The organism is Streptomyces sp. SLBN-118 (genome assembly GCF_006715635.1).
Classification (GTDB): domain Bacteria; phylum Actinomycetota; class Actinomycetes; order Streptomycetales; family Streptomycetaceae; genus Streptomyces.
In genome coordinates this window covers 188656-209519 of record NZ_VFNP01000001.1, presented here as the reverse complement: position 1 = coordinate 209519, position 20864 = coordinate 188656, and the positions used below count along the sequence as shown (strand labels likewise).

19 protein-coding genes and 1 pseudogene are annotated in these 20864 nt (G+C 68.3%); 11 read left to right on the top strand and 9 right to left on the bottom strand.

The window, feature by feature from the left end; translation table 11 throughout:
• Positions 1-55: 55 nt before the first annotated feature.
• Genes FBY35_RS01035 through narI form a run of 4 tightly spaced genes read left to right on the top strand, consistent with a single transcriptional unit; the run spans position 56 to position 6880 of the window.
• Positions 56-3739, top strand: coding sequence for a nitrate reductase subunit alpha (locus tag FBY35_RS01035; RefSeq protein ID WP_142214831.1), 3684 nt, complete (start codon positions 56-58; stop codon positions 3737-3739).
• On the top strand, positions 3739-5445 hold the full coding sequence (gene narH, locus FBY35_RS01030; protein WP_142211958.1) for a nitrate reductase subunit beta: 1707 nt from the start codon (positions 3739-3741) through the stop codon (positions 5443-5445). Before FBY35_RS01035 ends, narH begins: the two co-directional genes overlap by 1 nt.
• Positions 5442-6113: a nitrate reductase molybdenum cofactor assembly chaperone gene (narJ, locus tag FBY35_RS01025; protein WP_142211957.1), complete on the top strand. Its 672-nt coding sequence runs from the start codon at positions 5442-5444 to the stop codon at positions 6111-6113. The genes narH and narJ overlap by 4 nt, the downstream gene beginning before the upstream one ends.
• Complete coding sequence (narI, locus tag FBY35_RS01020; RefSeq protein WP_142211956.1) at positions 6110-6880, top strand: respiratory nitrate reductase subunit gamma; 771 nt, start codon at positions 6110-6112, stop codon at positions 6878-6880. The genes narJ and narI overlap by 4 nt, the downstream gene beginning before the upstream one ends.
• Before the next feature lie 259 nt (positions 6881-7139).
• On the opposite strand, the gene FBY35_RS01015 is transcribed toward narI, so the two are convergent.
• The 3 genes from FBY35_RS01015 to FBY35_RS01005 form a co-directional block, all read right to left on the bottom strand.
• Complete coding sequence (locus tag FBY35_RS01015) at positions 7140-8186, bottom strand: GAF domain-containing protein (RefSeq protein WP_260848457.1); 1047 nt, start codon at positions 8184-8186, stop codon at positions 7140-7142.
• Positions 8153-8482: a GAF domain-containing protein gene (locus tag FBY35_RS36785; protein ID WP_260848456.1), complete on the bottom strand. Its 330-nt coding sequence runs from the start codon at positions 8480-8482 to the stop codon at positions 8153-8155. Before FBY35_RS36785 ends, FBY35_RS01015 begins: the two co-directional genes overlap by 34 nt.
• Before the next feature lie 989 nt (positions 8483-9471).
• Positions 9472-10299, bottom strand: a complete 828-nt coding sequence (locus FBY35_RS01005; protein WP_142214830.1) for a LysR family transcriptional regulator — start codon at positions 10297-10299, stop codon at positions 9472-9474.
• Here FBY35_RS01005 and FBY35_RS01000 point away from each other — a divergent pair.
• Positions 10276-10590, top strand: a pseudogene (locus tag FBY35_RS01000) (NADP oxidoreductase); the annotation flags it as partial. The gene FBY35_RS01005 and the pseudogene FBY35_RS01000 overlap by 24 nt on opposite strands.
• 761 nt (positions 10591-11351) lie before the next feature.
• Complete coding sequence (gene phoU / locus FBY35_RS00990; protein WP_142211954.1) at positions 11352-12026, top strand: phosphate signaling complex protein PhoU; 675 nt, start codon at positions 11352-11354, stop codon at positions 12024-12026.
• Between the two features lie 122 nt (positions 12027-12148).
• On the opposite strand, the gene FBY35_RS00985 is transcribed toward phoU, so the two are convergent.
• A complete protein-coding gene (locus FBY35_RS00985) occupies positions 12149-12595 on the bottom strand; it encodes a hypothetical protein (RefSeq protein WP_142211953.1) in 447 nt (148 codons plus the stop codon).
• A gap of 393 nt (positions 12596-12988) precedes the next feature.
• Positions 12989-13186, bottom strand: a complete 198-nt coding sequence (locus tag FBY35_RS00980; RefSeq protein WP_142211952.1) for a hypothetical protein — start codon at positions 13184-13186, stop codon at positions 12989-12991.
• 41 nt (positions 13187-13227) lie between these two features.
• Between FBY35_RS00980 and FBY35_RS00975 the strand changes: the two genes are divergently transcribed.
• Complete coding sequence (locus FBY35_RS00975; RefSeq protein WP_222123088.1) at positions 13228-13716, top strand: YkvA family protein; 489 nt, start codon at positions 13228-13230, stop codon at positions 13714-13716.
• Between the two features lie 232 nt (positions 13717-13948).
• On the top strand, positions 13949-14299 hold the full coding sequence (locus FBY35_RS00970) for a PRC-barrel domain-containing protein (protein ID WP_142211951.1): 351 nt from the start codon (positions 13949-13951) through the stop codon (positions 14297-14299).
• 101 nt (positions 14300-14400) lie between these two features.
• Here FBY35_RS00970 and FBY35_RS00965 read toward each other — a convergent pair whose 3' ends face one another.
• On the bottom strand, positions 14401-14817 hold the full coding sequence (locus FBY35_RS00965) for a CBS domain-containing protein (RefSeq protein ID WP_142211950.1): 417 nt from the start codon (positions 14815-14817) through the stop codon (positions 14401-14403).
• A gap of 470 nt (positions 14818-15287) precedes the next feature.
• Between FBY35_RS00965 and FBY35_RS00960 the strand changes: the two genes are divergently transcribed.
• On the top strand, positions 15288-15476 hold the full coding sequence (locus FBY35_RS00960) for a DUF6381 family protein (protein WP_142211949.1): 189 nt from the start codon (positions 15288-15290) through the stop codon (positions 15474-15476).
• Between the two features lie 151 nt (positions 15477-15627).
• On the opposite strand, the gene tnpA is transcribed toward FBY35_RS00960, so the two are convergent.
• A complete protein-coding gene (tnpA, locus tag FBY35_RS00955) occupies positions 15628-16056 on the bottom strand; it encodes an IS200/IS605 family transposase (protein ID WP_142211948.1) in 429 nt (142 codons plus the stop codon).
• Positions 16057-16106: 50 nt separating this feature from the next.
• On the opposite strand from tnpA, the gene FBY35_RS00950 reads away from it, so the two are divergent.
• Positions 16107-17300, top strand: coding sequence for an RNA-guided endonuclease TnpB family protein (locus FBY35_RS00950; RefSeq protein ID WP_142211947.1), 1194 nt, complete (start codon positions 16107-16109; stop codon positions 17298-17300).
• A 471-nt stretch (positions 17301-17771) separates the two neighbouring features.
• On the opposite strand, the gene FBY35_RS00940 is transcribed toward FBY35_RS00950, so the two are convergent.
• Both FBY35_RS00940 and FBY35_RS00935 read right to left on the bottom strand, forming a co-directional pair.
• On the bottom strand, positions 17772-18380 hold the full coding sequence (locus FBY35_RS00940; RefSeq protein WP_142211946.1) for a hypothetical protein: 609 nt from the start codon (positions 18378-18380) through the stop codon (positions 17772-17774).
• A 483-nt stretch (positions 18381-18863) separates the two neighbouring features.
• Positions 18864-20126, bottom strand: a complete 1263-nt coding sequence (locus tag FBY35_RS00935) for a beta-ketoacyl synthase (protein WP_142211945.1) — start codon at positions 20124-20126, stop codon at positions 18864-18866.
• 191 nt (positions 20127-20317) lie between these two features.
• On the opposite strand from FBY35_RS00935, the gene FBY35_RS00930 reads away from it, so the two are divergent.
• On the top strand, positions 20318-20812 hold the full coding sequence (locus FBY35_RS00930) for a TetR/AcrR family transcriptional regulator C-terminal domain-containing protein (RefSeq protein WP_260848455.1): 495 nt from the start codon (positions 20318-20320) through the stop codon (positions 20810-20812).
• The last annotated feature ends 52 nt before the right edge of the window (positions 20813-20864 follow it).

The following is a 20864-nucleotide window of genomic DNA, read 5'->3' as shown; positions in this document are numbered from 1 at the left end:
GTGCCCGGGGCGGAGTGGCACGGTGAGCGCGGAGATCAGCCCGGGACGGGCAGGTATGGACAGTGATCTGGCGGAGGCCCTGGTGCGCTCCCGCCGGTTCTTCACCCGGGCGGAGGTCTCCGACGACCTGCGCTCGCTGCACCGTAAGGGCGGCCGGCAGGCGGACGAGTTCTACCGGGACCGCTGGTCGCACGACAAGGTGGTGCGTTCCACCCACGGCGTGAACTGCACCGGCTCCTGCTCGTGGAAGGTGTACGTCAAGGACGGCATCATCACCTGGGAGGCCCAGCAGACCGACTACCCGTCGGTCGGGCCCGACCGCCCCGAGTACGAGCCACGCGGCTGCCCGCGCGGCGCCGCCTTCTCCTGGTACACCTACTCGCCGACCCGCGTGCGCTACCCGTACGTCCGGGGCGTGCTGCTGCAGATGTACCGGGAGGCCAAGGCCCGCCTCGGCGACCCGGTGGCCGCCTGGGCGGACATCGTCTCCGACCCCGAACGAGCCCGCCGCTACAAGCAGGTGCGCGGCAAGGGCGGCCTGGTGCGGGCAAGCTGGGACGAGGCGACCGAGATGGTCGCCGCCGCGCACGTGCACACCATCAAGGAGTACGGTCCGGACCGGCTGGCCGGGTTCTCGCCGATCCCGGCGATGTCGATGGTCTCGCACGCCGCCGGCGCACGGTTCTACTCGCTGCTCGGCGGCGTGATGCTGTCGTTCTACGACTGGTACGCCGACCTGCCGGTGGCCTCCCCGCAGGTCTTCGGCGACCAGACCGACGTACCGGAGTCGGGGGACTGGTGGGACGCCGGGTACCTGATCATGTGGGGCTCCAATCTGCCGGTGACCCGCACGCCGGACGCGCACTGGATGGCCGAGGCCCGCTACCGGGGACAGAAGGTCGTCGCGGTGGCGCCGGACTACGCGGACAACGTGAAGTTCGCCGACGAGTGGCTGCCCGCCCAGCCGGGCACCGACGGTGCCCTGGCGATGGCCATGGGGCATGTGATCCTCAGGGAGTTCTTCGTCGACCGGGCCACCCCGTATTTCACCGGCTACATCAAGCAGTACACGGATCTGCCGTTCCTGGTTGCTCTCGACGAGGCAGAGGGCGAGCCGGGCACCTACACGCCGGGCAAGTTCCTGACCGCCGCCGACCTCGGGGGCGAGGCTGCTGCGGCCGAGCACGGGGAGTTTCGGACCGTGCTGCTCGACGCCGTTACCGGGCAGCCGGTGGTGCCGAACGGCACACTCGGCGACCGCTATGGCGAATCCGGCGCCGGGAAATGGAACCTGGACCTCGGCGACACCGACCCGCTGCTGTCCGCTGAGGGCGGCGGCGAGGCCCCGGTCGCCGTCGACCTGCCCCGCTTCGACGCCCCCGGCGGCGGGTCGGGACGGTTGCGGCGAGGGGTGCCGGTGCGAAGGGTGGCCGGGCGGCTGGTGACAACGGTGTATGACCTGCTGCTGGCCCAGTACGGGGTGGCCCGCGAAGGGCTGCCCGGCCGGTGGCCGTCCTCGTACGAGGACGCGGAGGTGCCGTACACCCCGGCCTGGCAGGAGGCGATCACAGGCGTGGACGCGGACCGTGCGGCCCGTATCGCCCGGGAGTTCGCCGCGAACGCCGAGGAGTCCGGCGGCCGTTCGATGATCATCATGGGGGCGGGGACGAACCACTGGTTCCACTCCGACACCATCTACCGGGCGTTCTTGGCCCTGACCACACTGACGGGCTGCCAGGGCGTCAACGGCGGCGGCTGGGCCCACTACGTCGGCCAGGAGAAGGTCCGCCCGATCACCGGCTACTCGGCAATCGCGACCGCCGCCGACTGGCACCGTCCGGCCCGGCAGATGATCCAGACCGCCTACTGGTACCTGCACGGCGACCAGTTCCGCTACGACCCGTTCTCCGCCGACACTCTCGCGGCGGCGGGTCCGGGCAGCCCGTTCGCCGGCAAGACCACGGCGGATGTCATCGCGCAGTCGGCGCGGATGGGGTGGATGCCTTCGTATCCGACCTTCGACCGCAACCCCCTCGATCTGGCCGACGAGGCCGAGGCGGCAGGGCGCGGCGTGGGGGAGCACGTGGTGGAGGAGCTCAAGGCGGGGCGACTGGGCTTCGCGGGCGAGGACCCGGACGCTCCGGAGAACTTCCCGCGGGTGCTGACCATCTGGCGGGCCAACCTGCTGGGCTCCTCGGCCAAGGGCAACGAGTACTTCCTCAAGCACCTGCTGGGCACCGACCACGCGGTCCGGGCGACCGAGGCGCCGCCTGACGCCCGCCCACGGGATGTGGTGTGGCGGGAGGAGGCCCCCGAGGGCAAGCTCGACCTGCTGCTGACCCTGGACTTCCGCATGACCAGCACCACGGTGTTCTCCGATGTGGTGCTGCCGGCTGCCACCTGGTACGAGAAGCACGACCTGTCCAGTACCGACATGCACCCCTTCGTGCACGCCTTCAACCCGGCGATCGCACCACCGTGGCAGACCCGCACCGACTGGGACGCCTTCCACACCCTGGCAAAGGAGTTCAGCCGTCAGGCCGCCGACCACCTGGGCGTACGCAAGGACGTGGTCGCCGCCCCGCTGCTGCACGACACCCCGGACGAACTGGCCAATCCGCGCGGAGTTGTACGGGACTGGAAGGCCGGGGAGTGCGAGCCCGTGCCCGGCCGCACCATGCCCAAGCTGATCAGGGTCGAGCGTGACTACGGCGCGGTGGCCGAGAAGATGGGTGCGCTCGGCCCGCTGCTGGACAGCCTGGGTGCCACCACCAAGGGCGTCACCTTCAAGCTGGAGCGGGAGCTGGAGTACCTGCGGCACAAGAACGGCACCGTGCGCGGCGGGGCGGCCGACGGACGTCCTTCGATCGCCCGTGACGTGCACGCCTGCGAGGCGATCCTCGCGATGTCCGGCACCACCAACGGCCATCTGGCCACCCAGGGCTTCCACACCGTGGAGGCGCGTACCGGGACCCGGCTGGCCGATCTGGCCGCCGAGCACGAGGGCAAGCAGATCACCTTCGCGGACACCCAGGCCGCACCTGTGCCCGTCATCACGTCCCCGGAGTGGTCCGGTTCGGAGACGGGCGGGCGCCGATACTCGCCGTTCACCGTCAACGTCGAGCGCCTCAAACCCTGGCACACGCTCACCGGGCGGCAGCACTTCTATCTCGATCACGACTGGATGACCGCGCTGGGCGAGCAACTACCCGTCTACCGGCCCCCGTTGAACATGAACGCCCTGTTCGACGAGCCCCGCATCGGCGAGACGGGCGAACTCGGCGTGACTGTCCGCTATCTGACGCCGCACAACAAGTGGTCGATCCATTCCGAGTACCAGGACAACCTGTTCATGCTCTCCTTGTCCCGGGGCGGACCGACCATCTGGATGAGCAAGGAGGACGCGGCGAAGATCGGAGTGCACGACAACGACTGGGTCGAGGCGGTCAACCGCAACGGCGTGGTCGCCGCCCGCGCGATCGTCTCGCACCGCATGCCGGAAGGCACGGTCTACATGCACCACGCCCAGGACCGGCTGATCGACGTGCCCCGCACGGAGACCACCGGCCGTCGGGGAGGTATCCACAACTCCCTGACCCGCCTGCTGATCAAGCCGAGCCATCTGATCGGCGGCTACGCCCAGTTGTCGTACGCCTTCAACTACCTCGGCCCGACGGGCAATCAGCGCGACGAGGTCACCGTCATCCGGCGCCGCACCAACCAGGAGGTGACCTACTGATGCGTGTCATGGCCCAGATGGCGATGGTAATGAACCTTGACAAGTGCATCGGCTGCCACACCTGCTCGGTCACCTGCAAGCAGGCGTGGACCAACCGCACCGGCGTCGAGTACGTGTGGTTCAACAACGTCGAAACGCGGCCCGGCCAGGGCTATCCGCGCCGCTACGAGGACCAGGAGAAGTGGCGCGGCGGCTGGGAGATCAACAAGCGCGGGAAACTGGCACTGAAGTCGGGCGGCCGGTTCAAAAAGCTGATCACGATCTTCTCCAACCCTGTGCTGCCCACGCTTGACGACTACTACCAGCCCTGGACCTACGACTACGAGACCCTGACCAACGCCCCGCTGCAGGAGCACACCCCCGTCGCCCGCCCCAAGTCGTTGATCACCGGCAAGGACATGAAGATCTCCTGGTCGGCGAACTGGGACGACGACCTCGGCGGCTCGGCCGACCACGGCGAGAAGGACGTGCTGTTGAACCAGGTCTCGGAGAAGATCAGGTTCGAGTTCGAGCAGACCTTCATGTTCTATCTGCCGAGGATCTGCGAGCACTGCCTCAACCCGTCCTGCGCGGCTTCCTGCCCCTCCGGCGCGATCTACAAGCGGGAGGAGGACGGCATCGTCCTGGTCGACCAGGACCGCTGCCGCGGCTGGCGGATGTGCGTGACCGGATGCCCGTACAAGAAGATCTACTTCAACCACCGCACCGGCAAGGCCGAGAAGTGCACCTTCTGTTTCCCGCGCGTCGAGGTCGGCCTGCCCACTGTCTGCTCGGAGACCTGCGTCGGCCGGCTGCGCTATATCGGCCTCGTCCTCTACGACGCCGACAAGGTACTGGAAGCGGCATCCACTCCCGATGACACCGATCTGTACGAGGCACAGCGCGGCGTCTTCCTCGACCCGAACGACCCGCAGGTCGCGCGGGAGGCGGAGAAGGCCGGCATCCCCCGCGACTGGATCGACGCAGCCCAACGCTCCCCGATCCACGCCCTGATCACCACCTACAAGGTGGCCCTGCCGCTGCACCCGGAGTACCGCACCATGCCCATGGTCTGGTACATCCCGCCTCTGTCACCGGTCGTCGACGCAGTCCGCGACACCGGCGAGGACGCCGAGAACCACCGCAACCTCTTCGCCGCCGTCGACGCCCTGCGCATCCCCGTCGACTACCTCGCCCAACTGTTCACCGCAGGCGACCCGGCCCCCGTGGACGCGGCGCTGCGCCGCCTGGCGGCCATGCGCTCCTACATGCGCGACATCAACCTCGGCCGCGAGCCCGACGCCGCCATCCCCGAGGCGGTCGGCATGGGCGAGGAGCAGCTGTACGACATGTACCGGCTGCTGGCCCTGGCCAAGTACGACGAGCGGTACGTCATCCCGCCCGCACACGCAGAACAGGCTCACAAACTCGAAGAGCTCGCCACCGAGTGCAGCCTCGACTACGAGGGCGGCCCTGGTATGGGTGGCTCCGGCCCCTTCGGCGAGACCTCCGGCGGCGCCGCCCCGATCGCCGTGGAGAACTTCCACGTCCTGCGTGACCGGCAGACCTCCGACACCCCGGCCACCCCCACCGACAAGGCCACCCGCGTCAACCTCCTCAACTGGGACGGCAAGGGCGCCCCGCCCGGCCTGTTCCCGGACCAACCATCCGGCGGCGGCAGCGGTGCCGGCGGGAACAGCGGCGGGGAGGTCGAGCCGAAGCCATGAAAACCTCGAAAAGAAAACCCGCGCGACCAGGACGCACCGAGCACTGGCACCCCGCAGCCTGGCAGGCCCAGTCCCTGCTGCTCGCCTACCCCGACGAGCAGTTCGAGCAGCGCCTGGCCCTTGCCGGCCGGGTCGCGGCCACCCTGCCGGAACCGGTCGCCCGCCCCCTGCTCCGGTTCACCGCACACACCGAGGAGACCACCCCTGCCGACCTGGCCACCGCCTACGTGGCCACCTTCGACCACCGCAAACGCTGCTGCCCGTACCTGACGTACTACGCGCACGGCGACACCAGGAAGCGCGGCATTGGCCTGCTGCGGCTGAAGCAGACCTACGCGGCGGCCGGCTGGCGCCTGGGCGACGACGAACTGCCCGACCACCTCGCCGTCGTCCTCGAGTTCGCCGCCACCGACCCCGCGACCGGAGCCCGTCTGCTCACCGAGCACCGTGCCGGCCTGGAACTGCTGCGCCTGGCCCTGAACGACGACGGCTCGCCCTGGGCGCACATCCTGGACTCCGTCTCCGCCACCCTGCCGGCCCTGGCCGGCGACGACCGCGAAGCCGTCATGCGCCTGGCCGCCCAGGGACCGCCCGAGGAACAGGTCGGCCTCGACCCGTACGCGTCTCCTGTGTTCCTGCCCGACCCCGTTGTAGGAGGTCCCCGATGACCGCGCCCGCGCGGCCCCTCACGCTGGCGGCCGAGGTCGGCACCGACGGCATCCTGCTGTGGGTCGCCCTGCCCTACGTCGCGGTGGCAGTCTTCGTCCTCGGCCACATCTGGCGCTACCGCTACGACAAGTTCGGCTGGACCACCCGCTCCTCCCAGCTTTACGAGAACCGTCTGCTGCGTATCGGCAGCCCGCTGTTCCACTTCGGCATCCTCGTCGTGCTCCTCGGCCACATCGGCGGCCTGGTCATCCCCAAGAGCTGGACCGAAGCGGCTGGCGTCAGCGAGCACACGTACCACATCGGCGCGGTCGTCCTCGGCACGATCGCGGGCGTGGCCACACTCGGCGGGCTGGCCATCCTGATCTACCGGCGCCGCACCGTCGGCCCTGTCTTCTCCGCCACCACCCGCAACGACAAGGCCATGTACGTCTCGCTGACAGTGACCATCGTGCTGGGCCTGTCCGCCACGGTGGCCGCGAACATCGTCGGCGGCGGCTACGACTACCGCGAGACGATCTCCCCCTGGTTCCGGTCCATCTTCTACTTCCAGCCCGACCCGGACCTGATGACCGGTGCCCCGGTGCTGTTCCAACTGCACGCGATCAGCGCCCTGCTGCTGTTCGCGGCCTGGCCGTTCACCCGGCTCGTCCATATGCTCACCGCGCCGCTGGGCTACCTGACCCGCCCCTACATCGTCTACCGCAGCCGCGACACCCGGCTCGGCACCCGCCCTCCGCGCCGTGGCTGGGAACGCGCGGGGTCATGAGCGCCCGCTCCACCGACCGCGTCCTGGGCACCCGCGACAGACCACTGGGTGGCGGGCTGAGGGATGCCCTTCCGGTGCCCCGCCGTCCCGCCCTGCGCGGTGGACGGGCTGATCCCGTTCGGCCGCGTAGGGCGTACACGATCAGGCCGTGACCGGGATGATCCGATTCATCGCCGCCCGGCCGGGCGTGGTTCCGGCCAGAGGATCGGGCGTTCGGCCTCAGCCGCTGGGCCCAACGGCCCCTTCAGCAGGGGCTGAGCTACTCAGCCACAACTGCCGCAGCGAGGGGTCGCTGAGTTCGTTGCCGGCATACGCGGGGCCGGAGGACTCGGGCGCCCAGGAGGGAGCGGTTCCTGCGCAGGGCGGGAGCGAAACCGAGTACGGCGGCGGCCTGGTCGGTCTCGGACAGCAGCTTCGAGCGCAGCCCGCCGCGCCCGTCGGAGCGGTCGCGCTCGCGCAGTGCGTAGATCGTGCCTCGCACCGTCTTGATGGTGTCGTCGAGGTCGTCGACGACCCGCTGGACCCGCTCAGCCAGCTCGGGCCGGTCGGACACCCGGCCGAGCACCGAGTTCAGGGTCAGTCCCGAGGCGAACAGGCGCTGGATGGCCAGGTCGTGCAAGTCGCGGGCGATGCGGTCGCGGTCGGTCAGGACCAGCAGGTGATCGGCCTCGCGCCGGTGCTCGGCGATCTCCAGGGCCAGCGCGGCCTGGTCGGCGAAGCTGCTGATCATGGCCATGGTGGTGTCTGAGAACTCCGTGCCGCCGGGCAGGTTGGCGACCTGCAGGACCCCGCGCACGTGCTCGCCGCCGCCCAGGGGGAGCAGGAATCCGGGCCCCAGACCGATCTGCGCCGCGGAGCCGCCACCGCCCTGCGGTTGGTCGGACAGTGCACTGCTGGTGATCCGCTCGTTGGAGAGGTGGACCTTCGCGGCCAGTGTGGTAGCCGGCAGTACCAGCCCATGGATCTGCTTGGCACCTTCACCGTCGGCGGCCTCGATCACCAGGTCGTCGCCGCCGTCGAACGGCACCGCCAGCGTCACCAGATCCGCTCCGGACAGAGCCCTGACGGTCGAGGCAACCTTGTACAGCACCTGGTCGGGGTCGGTGCCCGACAGCAGGCTGCGAGTCAGGTCGCTGGTCGCCGCCAGCCACTGCTCCCGGCGGCGGGAGTCCTCGTACAGGCGGGCGTTGTCGATCGCGACGCCGGCCGCGGCCGCGAGCGTGCGCAGCGCCGCCTCGTCGTCGTCGAACTCCGCCCCGTCGCGTTTGTCGGTCAGGTACAGGTTGCCGAAGACCTGGTCGCGCACGCGCACGTGGTCATCGGCGGATGTCCCTCGGGAAAGCCCACCGAGTCGGGATGGCGGCCCAGCTCGGCCAGGCGCAGCGGCTCCGGCTTGCGGATCAGCAGCCCGAGTATGCCCTGGCCTTCGGGGTAGTGGCTGATACCTCTGACGGTGTCCTCGTCCATGCCGACCGTGATGAACTGCCGGATCTTCCCCTCTTCGCCGAGCACTCCCAGGGCCCCGTACTGGGCGTCCACGAGGGTTACGGCGGACTCGGTGATCCGGCGCAAGACCACGTCGAGATCCAGATCGGAGCCCATGGCGAGGACCGCGTCCAGGAGTCTCCGCCATTCCCGCTCCCTCCCGGAAGAGGCACCGTTGGCACCTCCTCATCATGCCCGAACAGCCCAGGTGGCACTCGAACGCAGGTGTTAAATGCGGTCGTCCCGGCAGCCAAGATCCTATGGCCTCGACGTCCGTGACCGAAGCGCTGCGCACGCTCCGGGCTGTCCTCGCCCACCACCCAGCCGCCTCGTGCCGGGTCATCCTGGCCGTGCCGCAGTGGAGCGCAGCCGCGCTTGGCTTCTTTGGCCACGAAGAGCCCTCCCGGCTTCCAGAGGTGTGTGTGACTGCTACTTCAACTCAGGGTGCCCACCGCACACTTCTGCCCCATCGAGCGCCAGGTCAGGGATGCGCGTGATCACCATCGGGATCGATCCCCCAAGTCCTCGCACACCGCTGTCGCCATCGACTCCGCAGGTCACAAGATCGGCCAGCGGCGGTTCGTCGTCAATGCCGGAACGTTCGGCCTGCTTGTCCGGTGGTGCGAGCAATGGCCCGAGCGCTTTTTCGCAGTGGAGGGGGCCGGCGGCCTGGGCCGCATGCTGGCCGGCAGCCGGTTGCAGCGGGTGAGGATGCTGTCGACGTGCCCCCGACGTTGTCAGCGAGGGCCCGGCCGCTGGCCACCGGCGGTGACCGCAAGACCGACCCCGCAGACGTGCTCCACGTCGCCCAAGTCGCGCTGTTGTTCGACACGTTGTCGTCGTCGAGCAAGGCGAAGGCTTGGTCCTCGTACGGGACCCAACCCCTTCTGTAGTCGCGACATTCGTCGGAGGCGATGGTCAACAGCGGGCTCATTGAGGCGCCACAGTTGATGCAGAACCGGGCGATGGGATCGGTGAGGCCTCACGGGGACCAGCCACCGACCTTCCATCCGGGGGCGACAGCTCGTTGGCGTAGAACTCCTCCGGAGCGGCCTCATAGGAATCATCTATCGCGACGCCGGCCGCCTGCCACGCGCTCCAGTCGCTCAGCTGCCGCTGCAACTCCTCGCGTGCCACAGCAGGTACAGGGGGACCTCGGGCAGCGGGAGTGGCGGCAGCAGTGTGGCGAGGCCGAGTTGTTCCCGGCCTGCGCGAGTGACCGCGTGGGGGAGGGTGACGACCAGGTCGGTGTCGAGGGCGAGTTGCAGTACGAAGGCGGCGGTGGGTCCGGCGGCGACGACGCGTCGTTCGAGGCCGCGGGTGGTCAGGGCGTCGTCGATCGGGTCGCGCAGGCGTCCGCGTCGCGAGACGGTGAGGTGTTCGGCGGCTGCGTAGCGCTGGATGCTCAGCGGGCCTTCGGTGAGGGGGTGGCCTGGTCGGACGGCGATGACCAGCCTGTCGCTGCCTACGAGGCGGTGGCGGATGTCGGGGAGTGTCGGTCGGCTGGAGCTCGATTCGAGGCCGACCTCACCCCGGCGCAGCTCGGGAGTGTCCGTGCCAGGTTCGGCGGGCAGGCGCAGCCGGACGCCGGGGGCGTGGCGGTGGACGGTGGTGATCAGGTCGGTGCCGCAGGCGGCGGTCAGGGCGTCGTGCCAGCGCACGGTGAACACCCGGTCCAGAGCTGCCAGGTCGAGTTCCTGCTGCGCGGAGAGGAGGTGGTGGGCCTGCTGCACGAGGGCGTGGACCTGGGCACGCATAGCCAGTGCGCGGGTGGTGGGGACCATGCTGCGGCCGGTGCGGACCAGAATCTGGTCACCGGTGGCCTTGCGGATGCGGCCCAGGGAGCGGCTCATCGCCGGTGCGGTGACGTGGAGGCGGGCTGCGGCGCCAGCGACGCTGCCCTCTTCCGCAGCAGCCTCGCCGAGCAACTCCAGGCCGTCCTCCCGGACACCCGTGTGGTCAAGACTCTCAACACCATGTTGTTCATGGTCATGACCGCCCCCGAAACCCTGGCCACCCCGCCGACCGTCTACGTGTCGGGTAACGACGAACCGGCGAAGAAGACCGTCACCGGCCTGCTCGGCGACCTGGGCTGGCAGCCCGCATGGATCGAGGACCTCGGCGACATCACCACAGCCCGCGCCACCGAGGCCATGATCCTCGTGGTTCCCCACATCCTGCGCCGACACGGCTTCCAGCCCTTCGCCGTCTCTCTCGCCCGCTGACCCCCCCAAGGCCGGGTTCCGACCAAAAACCGGCCCGTGCGAGGCAGCTGGGCGCTGGCACGGACAACCCCCCTGGGCCGCAAGTGACGCCCAGACTCATCGATATTGATCATGCCTGCTATGCGCGAGGCACTCCCGAAGTCGTCAACAAACGACTCCCGTACCCGTGTATAGAGCCAGTCCCCTCGACCACAGGGTCCGATTGCGTACAGACAGCTGCTCCCCGCACCCGCGGGGATGGTCCCGAGATGGCGTACGCCGTCGAGCACCAGGAGCAGTGCTCCCCGCACCCGCGGGGATGGGCTGCGTAAGGCGCTGCTTGTTGGCCGGTCGCCGCCGACGGCGGGAAAGGACCCCCTGCTTGTTCGGGTCCAGCTCGTCGGCCTCGGTCCGGGTGCTTATGGCCACGGGCCCTCCTTTGCGGGCTGTTGCGCGGCACCGTTCCGCATACCTGAATTACGCATACTTTTAGTATGCATAGCAAGAGAATGCGTTGCTCATGGTTGGCGACCGCGCTGGGCGACGCCAACTGGTCGCGTTACTCACGCTGTTCACGCAGCGGAATACTTCTCTCGCCGAACGCGATCAGGCAGCTGGTCGCCGGGCCGAGGGAGAAGCCGATGGAAGACCGGGCAGCCCATTCAAGGCCCCGGATTCGATCGCGTCGGTGGGATAGCGGGGGCGGCTTGAGAGGTGCGCGAGGTGTGCTCGTCTGGCTTCCGGTGGAGACTGGCTGAGGTGGGACTGGAGGGTGAGGATCCATGAGGGCGGCTTATCACGAGGAGCTGGCGTCGCTCAGAGACGGCCTGGTGGAAATGGCACACCTGGCCGGTGCTGCCATGGGCCGGGCCACCAGCGCTCTGCTGGATGCGGATCTGCAGCTTGCGGAGAGTGTGATCTCGGCCGATGTCCAGGTGGATGGTCTGCAGCGGGATCTGGAGCACCGGGCGATCGCGCTGCTGGCGCGGCAGCAGCCGGTCGCCACGGATCTGCGCCTCGTGGTCACCTCGCTGCGCATGAGCGTGGATCTTGAGCGCGGTGGTGATCTTGCTCTGCACGTGGCCAAGCTGGCCCAGCTTCGCCACCCTGAGCATGCGGTGCCCAGCGATCTGCAGCGGACCATTTTGGAGATGGGCCAGCTTGCGCAGCGTCTGATGGCGCAGACCGCCGAAGTGCTCGTCACTCAGGACGTCGACGCTGCGCTGCAGTTGGAAAAGGACGACGACCGCATGGACGAGCTGCACCGCATGATCTTTCAGCACCTGTTGGACGACCGGTGGCAGCATGGTGTGGAAACGGCCGTGGACGTGGCGTTGGCCGGCCGTTATTACGAGCGTTTCGCCGATCATGCCGTCTCGGTGGCCCGCCGCGTGGTCTACCTGGTCACGGGCCGGTACGCGGACGAACTGGCCACGGATCCGCCCGCGCCTGCGTGATCACGCCGGGGACTTGGGCAAGACGGCAGGGGCCGACGTGGAACAGGCTTTTGGGGTCCACGGAATCCGTTCCCGACGGGACCGCCGGGTCGAACTTCACCGTCGGGGCCGGTGGTGGATGCTCAGGGCAGCATCCTTGTGATCTCGAAGGTGTACGCCTGCTCGCCAAGAATCCTGTGGATGTCGTCGATCAGCCTGGCCCGGGCTTCGTAAAGTCCCCGCGCGCCTGGTCCACTGGGCAACCGTTCCGCAGGAAGGACCACCTCATAGGGCCCGCCCACCCTGAAGTCCCCCAGCAGTACCTCGCGCCTGGCCACCTCCGTGCCCCCCTTCCACCACTCGTGCACGACCTTGAGACCATCGACGGCGTCACCTGCCACGCGGAACGTCAGCACAGCCCGGCATTCCGCACCTTCTCGCAGCTTCACCGGGGCCGGGGGACGGTGAACGTGCCCGTCGGCGCGCAGCAGCGGGACAGCCGTCTCCTCGTACCCGACCTGCAACGTGAAGCCAACGAGCATCACTCGGACGTGCGGCGTCGTCCCTTCATCTTCCAGCGGCGTGGTCATGGCGGTCCCTCTCGTGGCTGCAGTCTCGTCTGCTCTCCGGATGGGCTGGAGCGAAGCCTGCACAGCTCAAAGTTCTAGGCCCTCACCCTGCAGCTTGACCAGACCCTTCTACCGGCCATGGCCACGGGACGCATCAGCATGCCCACAACCTGGGGAATTTTCCTTTCAGGCACTCAGAGAGTTTCGGGTGTCGCGGGGCCCCACGCTCTTCGCCGGGGCCGTAGCGGACGGGCACGAGTCCCTGGCCGCGAGTGGCGGGCGATGATCTCGACGGGCCCGGTACCAACGGCATGGCTGGAGCGTGGCACCCGGGCGCGGACCGCCTTGCCGATGGGGCCCGTTCCTGTGGTGTCAGGTGCGCTCCTGTCGTCACCATCGCGCACTGGGAACTGGTCAATCCGGCAGCCGGCGCATCTCCACCATGTGCAGGCCCAAGTCCTGGAAGCGCATGAGCAGTCCGTACAGATGCGCCTCATCCGTGACGGCGCCGAACAGCAGCGTCTGCGGCGCGGCGGGGATTTCCTCCAGTTCGGGGAAGGCCTCTGTGATGGGCTTGGACAGGCGGCCGGTGAGGCGGAACTCGTAACGCATGCCCGCACTCCCCATCGGTTCTCGGGGATCGTCTTTCCTGCATGCTGTCCGAGGTGCGGCCGGCGCGGCATCACCCGGATGAGGTGAACGCGCAGCCGGCCGACCGCTTCGGGGCCCGGCGGTTCCGCCGAGGCGATTCGGGTCCTTCGGGCCCTGCTGCGTTCATCCGCGCCTTGGGGCGCGACCCCGCGCTGCCCCGTGGCGTCCGGATCCGGTTGTGGTTGCTGTTGGCCTACCTGGCCGTGCCCCTCGACCTGGTACCGGACTTCACTCCGGTCCTCGGCTATGGCGACGACGCCATCGTGGTCGCAGCCACCATGCGCTCGTTCGTTCGGCACGCCGGTCCACAGGCGCTGGATCGCCACTGGTCCGGCACCGACGACGACCTCGCCACTGTGCGCGCCGGCCTGCCCGCACCCCCGGCCACGCGGTGGGGGAGTAGTAGCTCCGGAAAGTGGCATCGCCCCAGCTACCGCCGAGCACCGCGACCACCACGACTTATTCAAGTCACGACCCCGTTGTCTGGCTGAATCCAGTGCAATGCTGTGGCGACGATGATCCCCCAGCCCCCAGGCGGCGATCCCCACCCCCTGGCCCGCCCGGGTGCTGTCACCTTGGGTGGGGGCCGCGCCGTCCCTCCCGGCCTCCCCACGGGAGGGCCGACGGCTGCGCGGGGGCCGAGTGGCAGATCCGGTACCGCGGACGTACGTTCGGCGACGAGCGGCGGATTCTCGTATCTGTCATGCACCGAGAGGCACTGCTGTGAGTGAAGACATCTGGGGCTATCGGCCCACCGCGGGATATCGGCAGGGGATCGACCTCGTCGGTTACAAGGTCGAAGCCAGCGACGGCCACATCGGCAAGATCGACAAGCACTCCGAAGACGTCGGCTCCTCCTACCTGGTCGTCGACACCGGAGTCTGGATCTTCGGCAAACGCGTATTGCTGCCCGCGGGCGTTATCGAGCGCATCGACCCAGCCGCAGAAACGGTCTACGTGAACCGGACCAAAGACCAGATCAAAGACGCTCCCGAATTCGACGAAGCCAAGCAAGCCGGTGAGCCCACCTACCTGGAGCAGTTCGGCCGCTACTACGGCCAGCCGCACATGTAGCAGGAGCGAAACCCGGTGCAGGGGACTCCTCAGCAGGAGGGAGTCCCCCGCACCCCGTACTACCGGGGCGCCTCGCCTGCCCCTCTCGCCACACCAGCCGATCAGTCGGCGGACAACGCCTGGAGGAGATCACCGACCTTCGGGTCCGGCAGGGCACGGGCGACGTCGGCCTGAGCGACCATGCCGACCAGAGTGTGCCCGTCGATGACGGGCAAACGCCGGACCTTGTGCTCACTCATGGTGCGAAGGATCTCCTCGGCATCATCGTCGGCGCCGATGGTGACCGCCTCGCCCTGGGCGAGGTCACCGGCCTTCACCTCGGCCGGGTCCTTGCCCACCCCCAGGACCTTCACCACAATGTCGCGGTCGGTGAGCATGCCCTTGAGCCTCTCGTCCGTGCCGCAGATCGGCAGCGCACCCACCCTCATCTCGGTCATCTTCTTCGCGGCCTCAAGCACCGTCTCCTGGGCGCCGATGCACTCGGCGCCCGCCGTCATGATCTCTCGCGCGGTGGTCATCCGGCAGCACTCCTTCTTCCACGATTACGGGTGCGGGCCATGCCGCTGAAGCGGACAAGCCCCTGGAACCCATGGGTGCCCCGCACCAGCGCCCGCTAACGGCATCGCCCAGTCGTCCACCCGGCGGCGCTCACTCGACTGGGCGGATAACTGACCGCGAAGGTGGTCGCCCATCTTCAGTACTCTCCGGGCTTCCAGGCGCGGATCTCCTGGCCCACGATGACTGCCGTGCCGCCATGCGTTGGTCGGTTCGGTGACCACCGACCGGAAGCCGCGGCAACGTACCGGCACGCGGTTCGTCGGGAGGACAGCCACCTACGTCGTCGGCGAACGGCGGAGCGGTTCGAGCTGACGCCCGTGACAGGTCGAGGGCCACGGCAGATCACGTTCCGTGACTGTTCCACGCGCGATCGACCCAGGGCGCTGTTTCGCTTTGGGTGACCGCTCTCCCTCATCACAAAGGAGTGATCATGAGCGTTGCAGGTGATTCCGGCGGCCGCGCCCAGCAGATGCGCCAGAGGGCACAGGAGTTGAAGGACGCGGCAGAGCGCGCCAACGACCCCCAGGAGCGCCAGCGCTTGATGGACAAGGCGCGCCGCACGGAAGAGCGGAGCGAGCAGGAAAGCGGCACTGACACCCGGGGCATGGACCCGATGTAGAAGGTCCCCGCCGTGCGCGTCATCTCCGGCGGCGCTGCCTTCCTCCATCCCTGATCCTCGCAGGGAATCCCGGCCTTCAGGCCGGGAGGGAATGCGATCCCTGGCCCGGAGGCGCGAAGTGCCGGAGTTCGCTCCGGCTCCGTGGTGACGGTCAGGCGGGCCGCTTCTGGTTCTCGATGTAGTCCTTCACCACCTGGAGTGGTGCGCCGCCGCATGATCCGGCGAAGTAGGACGGTGCCCAGAGGTGGCCGTGCATGATTGCCCGGTTCATCGTGCCGGTGTATTCCTGTCGCAGGTACCGGGAGGAGACGCCCTTGAGGCTGTTGACCAGCTTCGACAGGGCGACCTTGGGCGGGTAGTGCACCAAGAGGTGGACGTGATCGCCCTCGCCATTGAACTCACGTAGGTCGACTTCGAAGCCTGTGCACACGTCGCGCATGATCTCCTCGCAACGGGTCAGCATCTCGTCGGTGAAGACGCCGCGCCGGTATTTGGTGACGAAGACCAGATGGGCATGCAGGTGGTAGATGACGTGACGGCCTCGGCGAAGATCGGGGTTTGGTTCCCAGCGTGGTGACATAGACCAAGCGTAGTATGATCAAGTGAACTCGACCGAAGGGGGTGGGCTGGATGATCCGCGCGTACAAGTTCCTCCTGCGGCCCACCGTCCGCCAGGACCAGGCCCTTCGCGAGATGCTGCGCGATCACTGCTCGCTCTATAACGGCGCCTTGCAGGAACGCCGCGACGCCTACCGACCCGCCTCGAAGACCACGGTCCGATACGGGCAGCAGTCCGCGCAGCTCAAGGAGATCCGGGCATGCGATCCGGAATGTCAGGGCCGCTGGTCGTTCTCTTCCCAGCAGGCGACCCTGCGCCGGTTGGACAAGGCATTCGCCGCGTTCTTCCGCCGCATCAAGGCCGCAGACAAGCCCGGATACCCGCGCTTTCGTGGAGCGGCCCGCGTCAACACCGTGGACTTCCCCAAGGACGGCGACGGCTGCCGCTGGGACTCCACTGCGCACGACCCCGTTACCCGCGTACGCCTCCAAGGTGTTGGGCACGTCAAGGTGCACCAGCACCGGCCCGTGGTCGGCACAGTCAAAACGATCAGCGTCAAGCGCGAAGGACGCCGCTGGTATGTGATCCTGACCGCCGAGCAGACCCTCCCCGAGCCGCTGCCGCGGACCGGCAGCGTGGTCGGCATCGACATGGGCCTAGCCAACTTCCTCGCCGACTCAGGCGGCGGATTCGTGCCCAACCCGCGTCACGGGCAGAAGGCCGCCGCGAAACTCGGAGCAGCTCAACAGGCGCTCAGCCGGTGCAAGCGCGGCTCCAAACGTCGCGGCAAGGTCGTTGAGGAGGTTGCCCGGCTGCACCGCAAAGTGCGCCGTCAGCGGCTCGACCACGCACACAAGACCGCGCTTGACCTCGTGCGCGAACACGACTTCATCGCGCACGAAGACCTCAAGATCCGCAACATGAGCAAGGCCCCCGAGCCGCGTCCGAACGAGGACGGCACCTACGCCCCGAACGGAGCTGCGGCAAAGGCCGTGCTGAACCGCTCGATCGCTGATGCCGGATGGGGGGTGTTCCTCGCGGTCCTGAACGCCAAGGCAGAGTGCGCCGGACGGGAAGTGATGGCGGTGGACTCCCGCAACACCTCCCGGCGGTGCCCCGCATGCGGGCACACCGTCAAGGAGAACCGGCCCACACAGGAGAAGTTCCACTGCGTCTCATGCGGCCACAGCGCGCACGCGGACACAGTGGGAGCCACCAACGTTCTACGGGCCGGGCTGGTCCGACGCGACGCCAACCCGGCATAGCGAGAAGCCCCCCGTTTAGAGGGGGAGGAGTCACAGAAGCAGCGCCGCCGCTGCGGGCGGGCGGACGGACGCGGACGGTCTGGCTGCGGACCGTGCGTGAAGATGCTGGCGACGGGGTGTTGGGACGCTGCCCGGTGTTGAGGAGTGTGCATGAGGGTGGGCGGTCCGGCGCACCGGCCGGCCTCCTTGATGAGGCGGGCGAGCGGCGTGGCGAGGATCCGCTGCGCGTATGACTCGTCGCCCTCGCCTGGGCGCTTGGTCATCGCGTCGACCAGGTCCTTCACGTCCTGCGGAAGTTCGGCTGACTCGAACCACTCGCGGGAGAGCACGTCGTCCTCGATCGTGTCGTGCAGTCAGGCGGCGGCTCCGGCCGCCAGAGCAGCCGTTGTGATGCACGTCGTCGGCTCTCACATCCGCCTCATGGGCGAGTGCCCTGACCTTCGTGCCACCTCCATTGGCCCGTCGCCCGCTTCACTCGTTGCCAGTTTCATGAGCGGTATCGGGTGAGTCCTTTGGAGGAGGCGGAGGATAACTGGAGGACTTATCTGGTGGAACGCCGGGATGAGGCTCACGTGGCGTGCGGAGGGCCGCGGGATACACAAGAGCGTCTTCTGTCCCCCACTTAAGGCCCATTGCCAAGAGCACGAACAGCACTGTCAGCAAGGCGAAGACGAACCCCAGCCACAACCCGGCGCCGGTGCCGACACTCGCGCCTGGGAGCGAAGCTGCGAGCTTGCTGTACAGGTCTGCTAGGTCGGACACGTCGGCGACCTTCACCACGTAAATGACCAGGAGGTTCGAGGAGGGCACGAGTGCTGCCGTCAAGTAGCGTCGGCCGGCCGTTGCCGCGGCCATACCGAGGAGGGTGATTACCGCAAGTGCCATGACGATGATCAGCGCCGGACCGCCAGACTGCAGCGCGTCGCCGAAAGCGTTCTCGCTCTCGCCGTCGGCTGTGAGCCAGGGAGGGAACAGCATGGCGAAGCTCAGCACCGCCGAAATGGCGCCGCCCGCCAGGGGCCAGTCCCGTGATGCCTGCCAGCGCAGTGAGTAGCGCGGGCGAGGAGCGAAGTCCGTCATGTGTCCTCCCGGGAAATTCACGACGCCCTAAGCAGAACGGGTATTCGTGCACGGCAACAGGCAGATTTCTGATCTCTCCACCATGTCCCCTTCACAGTGCCGCCGCACTTCGCGCTTCACCTGCATAGAGCCGGTGTCAGAAACGCCCCGAGCTGGTGAGGTCACATGTTGAGGTGTCGCGTATTCGCAACTGAAGCCCGCAGCTCAATTACGCTGAGTGAGCGGCCAGGGGGTCGACCTGAACATCCCCATCGACAAGCGCGAGGGTCAGGCGCCCAGCGTCGCCACGCGCTCGGCCGCACTCCTGGCCGTGAAGACCGCCCGGCCCTCCCCGCCAGGGCGAACGTCACTGGAGACTCTGGCCGCGGTGCGAGACGCCGAGTCGCGGAGTGCGCTTGTCCCAGTTACCCGCGATCGGACGAGTCTTGCAACGCTCGATCAACCGGCGGCGCCCCTCCACGGACAATGGTGCGTTCGCGTGGGTCATGGTGTAGTCGAGGCTGTACCGGACGCGTGGTGCCGTGCGCCGGTGACGATGAGTGAGACGTTCTGTCCGCCGAAGCCGAAGGAGTTGCTGAGCACGGCTTCCTGGGGGACGTCTCGTCGCTCTGCGACGACATCGAGGTCGATGTCGGGCCCGACGCCGGCCGCGGTGAGGTTGCGGGTCGGCGGGATGACGCCGTGCTCCACGCTGAGGACGGCGATGAGCGCTTCGATCGCGCCCGCGGCGCCAAAGAGATGGCCGAGGGCCGCCTTGGGGGCTGTCACGGTGGCGCGGCCGAAGACCTCCCCGATCGCGTGCGCCTCGGCGACGTCGCCGACCGGAGTTCCGGTGGCGTGGGCGTTGATGTGGCTGATCTGCTCGGGAGCCAAGCCGGCTTGCGCGAGGGCCTTCAGCATGGCGGAGATCTGACCGGAGCCGTCGGGAGCGGGCGCCGTGATGTGGTGAGCGTCGGAGGCGATGCCAGCGCCCGCGAGCACTGCGTGGACGCGCGCGCTCCGGGCGTTGGCATGCTCGGCGCTTTCGAGCACCATGACAGCGGCGCCTTCACTGAGGACGAATCCGCTGCGGTCCGCGGCGAACGGCCGGGAGGCTGAGGCGGGTTCGGCGGTGTATCGCGACAGTGCTTGTGCCTGGGCGAAGCCGGCGACGGTGATCGGGGTGATCGCGGCCTCGGTTCCGCCCGCGATGACCACGTCCGCCTCGCCGGCACGGATGAGCCTGGCCCCCAGGGCGATTGCCTCGGCACCGGAAGAGCACGCCGAGACGGGCGTGTAGACCCCGGCCCGTGCGCCGTACTCGATACTGATCAGCGCTGCCGCCGCATTGGGCATGAGCATCGGGACCGTGCGTGGCGAGACGCGCCGTGTCCCGGCCGCCTCCAGTACGTCGTGTTCCTTCAGCAGCGTCCGTACGCCCCCGATGCCCGTGCCGATCGCTGATGCGAGCCGGTCCGGGTCCACTCGCGGGGCACCGGCATCGGCCCAGGCTTCGGCGGCTGCGGTCAAGGCTGCCTGCTGTGAGCGGTCGAGCCGCCTGGCCTGCACTGGCAGCAGCAACTCGGCGGGGTCGATCGCCATCGTCCCCGCGACGGTGTCGGGAAGGCCGGCGTCCTCGTGGCCGGGCAGGACGCCGCCGCGGATGCCGGACTCGCCGGCAAGCAGGGCGTCCCAGGTGGACTCCACGTCTTCACCGAGTGGTGTGATCGCGCCGAGTCCGGTCACGACGACTTCAGTCCGGTGCATGCCCTTGGACCTTTCTTGTATGCGATACAAGCGAACGAAGCCTTGTTGTATCACATACAATTTGGGGTGTGGAGAAGAAACGAACCGAAGCTCGATCAACGTCGGCTCGGTCGCATGACCGTGGTCGCGCGACGAGGCGCCGGCTGATTGAGGCAACTGCACGGCTCTGCAAGGAGCGGCCCGGTGCTGAGGTGAGCGTCGCGGAGATCGCGAACGCGGCAGGGGTCTTCCCCAATCAGGTCACCTACTACTTCGGCTCCAAGGACTCGCTGCTCGTGCACGCCGCTTTCCTCGGCCTGCTGCACGACGCCCGACGGATGGAGCGCATCGGTCGCCAAGCCCCCGATGCGGCGACATTTCGGCGCAACATCGCCCGCGCCGTACTGTCTCTGCCCTCGCTCCCGTCAGTCGCGCGAGCACTCGCAGCCGGGATCTCCAAGCCCGAACTCGCCCCCGTGGTCGACCAGCACCTCCAGTTGCTGTTCCGACAATCTGAGCGCTATGTGAGCCAGCTCATCGACGGTCGCGGCTGGAGGGCCCGTCGACCACTCGACGTGGAGGCCAGGACGTTCTGGAGCACCGCGCTCGGCGCAGTGCTGCTCGTCCGCGCCGGGGCACACGGCACTAACGCCGACCTCGACCTTGCCGGAGCATTGACCATCCACGACGACTCCGAACCCGGCTAGTGCCGTGACCGCATAGGTTCGCCGGGTTGGTGGTCGTGGCGGTTGGATGTGC

Bases quoted from the DNA above. Each gene is read 5' to 3' on its own strand.
- narH (WP_142211958.1), top strand. From the start codon at position 3,739: ATGCGTGTCATGGCCCAGATGGCGATGGTAATGAACCTTGACAAGTGC.
- FBY35_RS00965 (WP_142211950.1), bottom strand. From the start codon at position 14,817: ATGACCACCGCGCGAGAGATCATGACGGCGGGCGCCGAGTGCATCGGC.
- FBY35_RS00960 (WP_142211949.1), top strand. From the start codon at position 15,288: ATGAGCGTTGCAGGTGATTCCGGCGGCCGCGCCCAGCAGATGCGCCAG.
- FBY35_RS00975 (WP_222123088.1), top strand. From the start codon at position 13,228: ATGCTGTCCGAGGTGCGGCCGGCGCGGCATCACCCGGATGAGGTGAAC.
- narI (WP_142211956.1), top strand. From the start codon at position 6,110: ATGACCGCGCCCGCGCGGCCCCTCACGCTGGCGGCCGAGGTCGGCACC.
- FBY35_RS00950 (WP_142211947.1), top strand. From the start codon at position 16,107: ATGATCCGCGCGTACAAGTTCCTCCTGCGGCCCACCGTCCGCCAGGAC.
- phoU (WP_142211954.1), top strand. From the start codon at position 11,352: ATGAGGGCGGCTTATCACGAGGAGCTGGCGTCGCTCAGAGACGGCCTG.
- FBY35_RS00940 (WP_142211946.1), bottom strand. From the start codon at position 18,380: ATGACGGACTTCGCTCCTCGCCCGCGCTACTCACTGCGCTGGCAGGCA.
- FBY35_RS01035 (WP_142214831.1), top strand. From the start codon at position 56: ATGGACAGTGATCTGGCGGAGGCCCTGGTGCGCTCCCGCCGGTTCTTC.
- FBY35_RS00985 (WP_142211953.1), bottom strand. From the start codon at position 12,595: ATGACCACGCCGCTGGAAGATGAAGGGACGACGCCGCACGTCCGAGTG.
- FBY35_RS00980 (WP_142211952.1), bottom strand. From the start codon at position 13,186: ATGCGTTACGAGTTCCGCCTCACCGGCCGCCTGTCCAAGCCCATCACA.
- FBY35_RS36785 (WP_260848456.1), bottom strand. From the start codon at position 8,482: ATGGGCTCCGATCTGGATCTCGACGTGGTCTTGCGCCGGATCACCGAG.
- narJ (WP_142211957.1), top strand. From the start codon at position 5,442: ATGAAAACCTCGAAAAGAAAACCCGCGCGACCAGGACGCACCGAGCAC.
- tnpA (WP_142211948.1), bottom strand. From the start codon at position 16,056: ATGTCACCACGCTGGGAACCAAACCCCGATCTTCGCCGAGGCCGTCAC.
- FBY35_RS00935 (WP_142211945.1), bottom strand. From the start codon at position 20,126: ATGCACCGGACTGAAGTCGTCGTGACCGGACTCGGCGCGATCACACCA.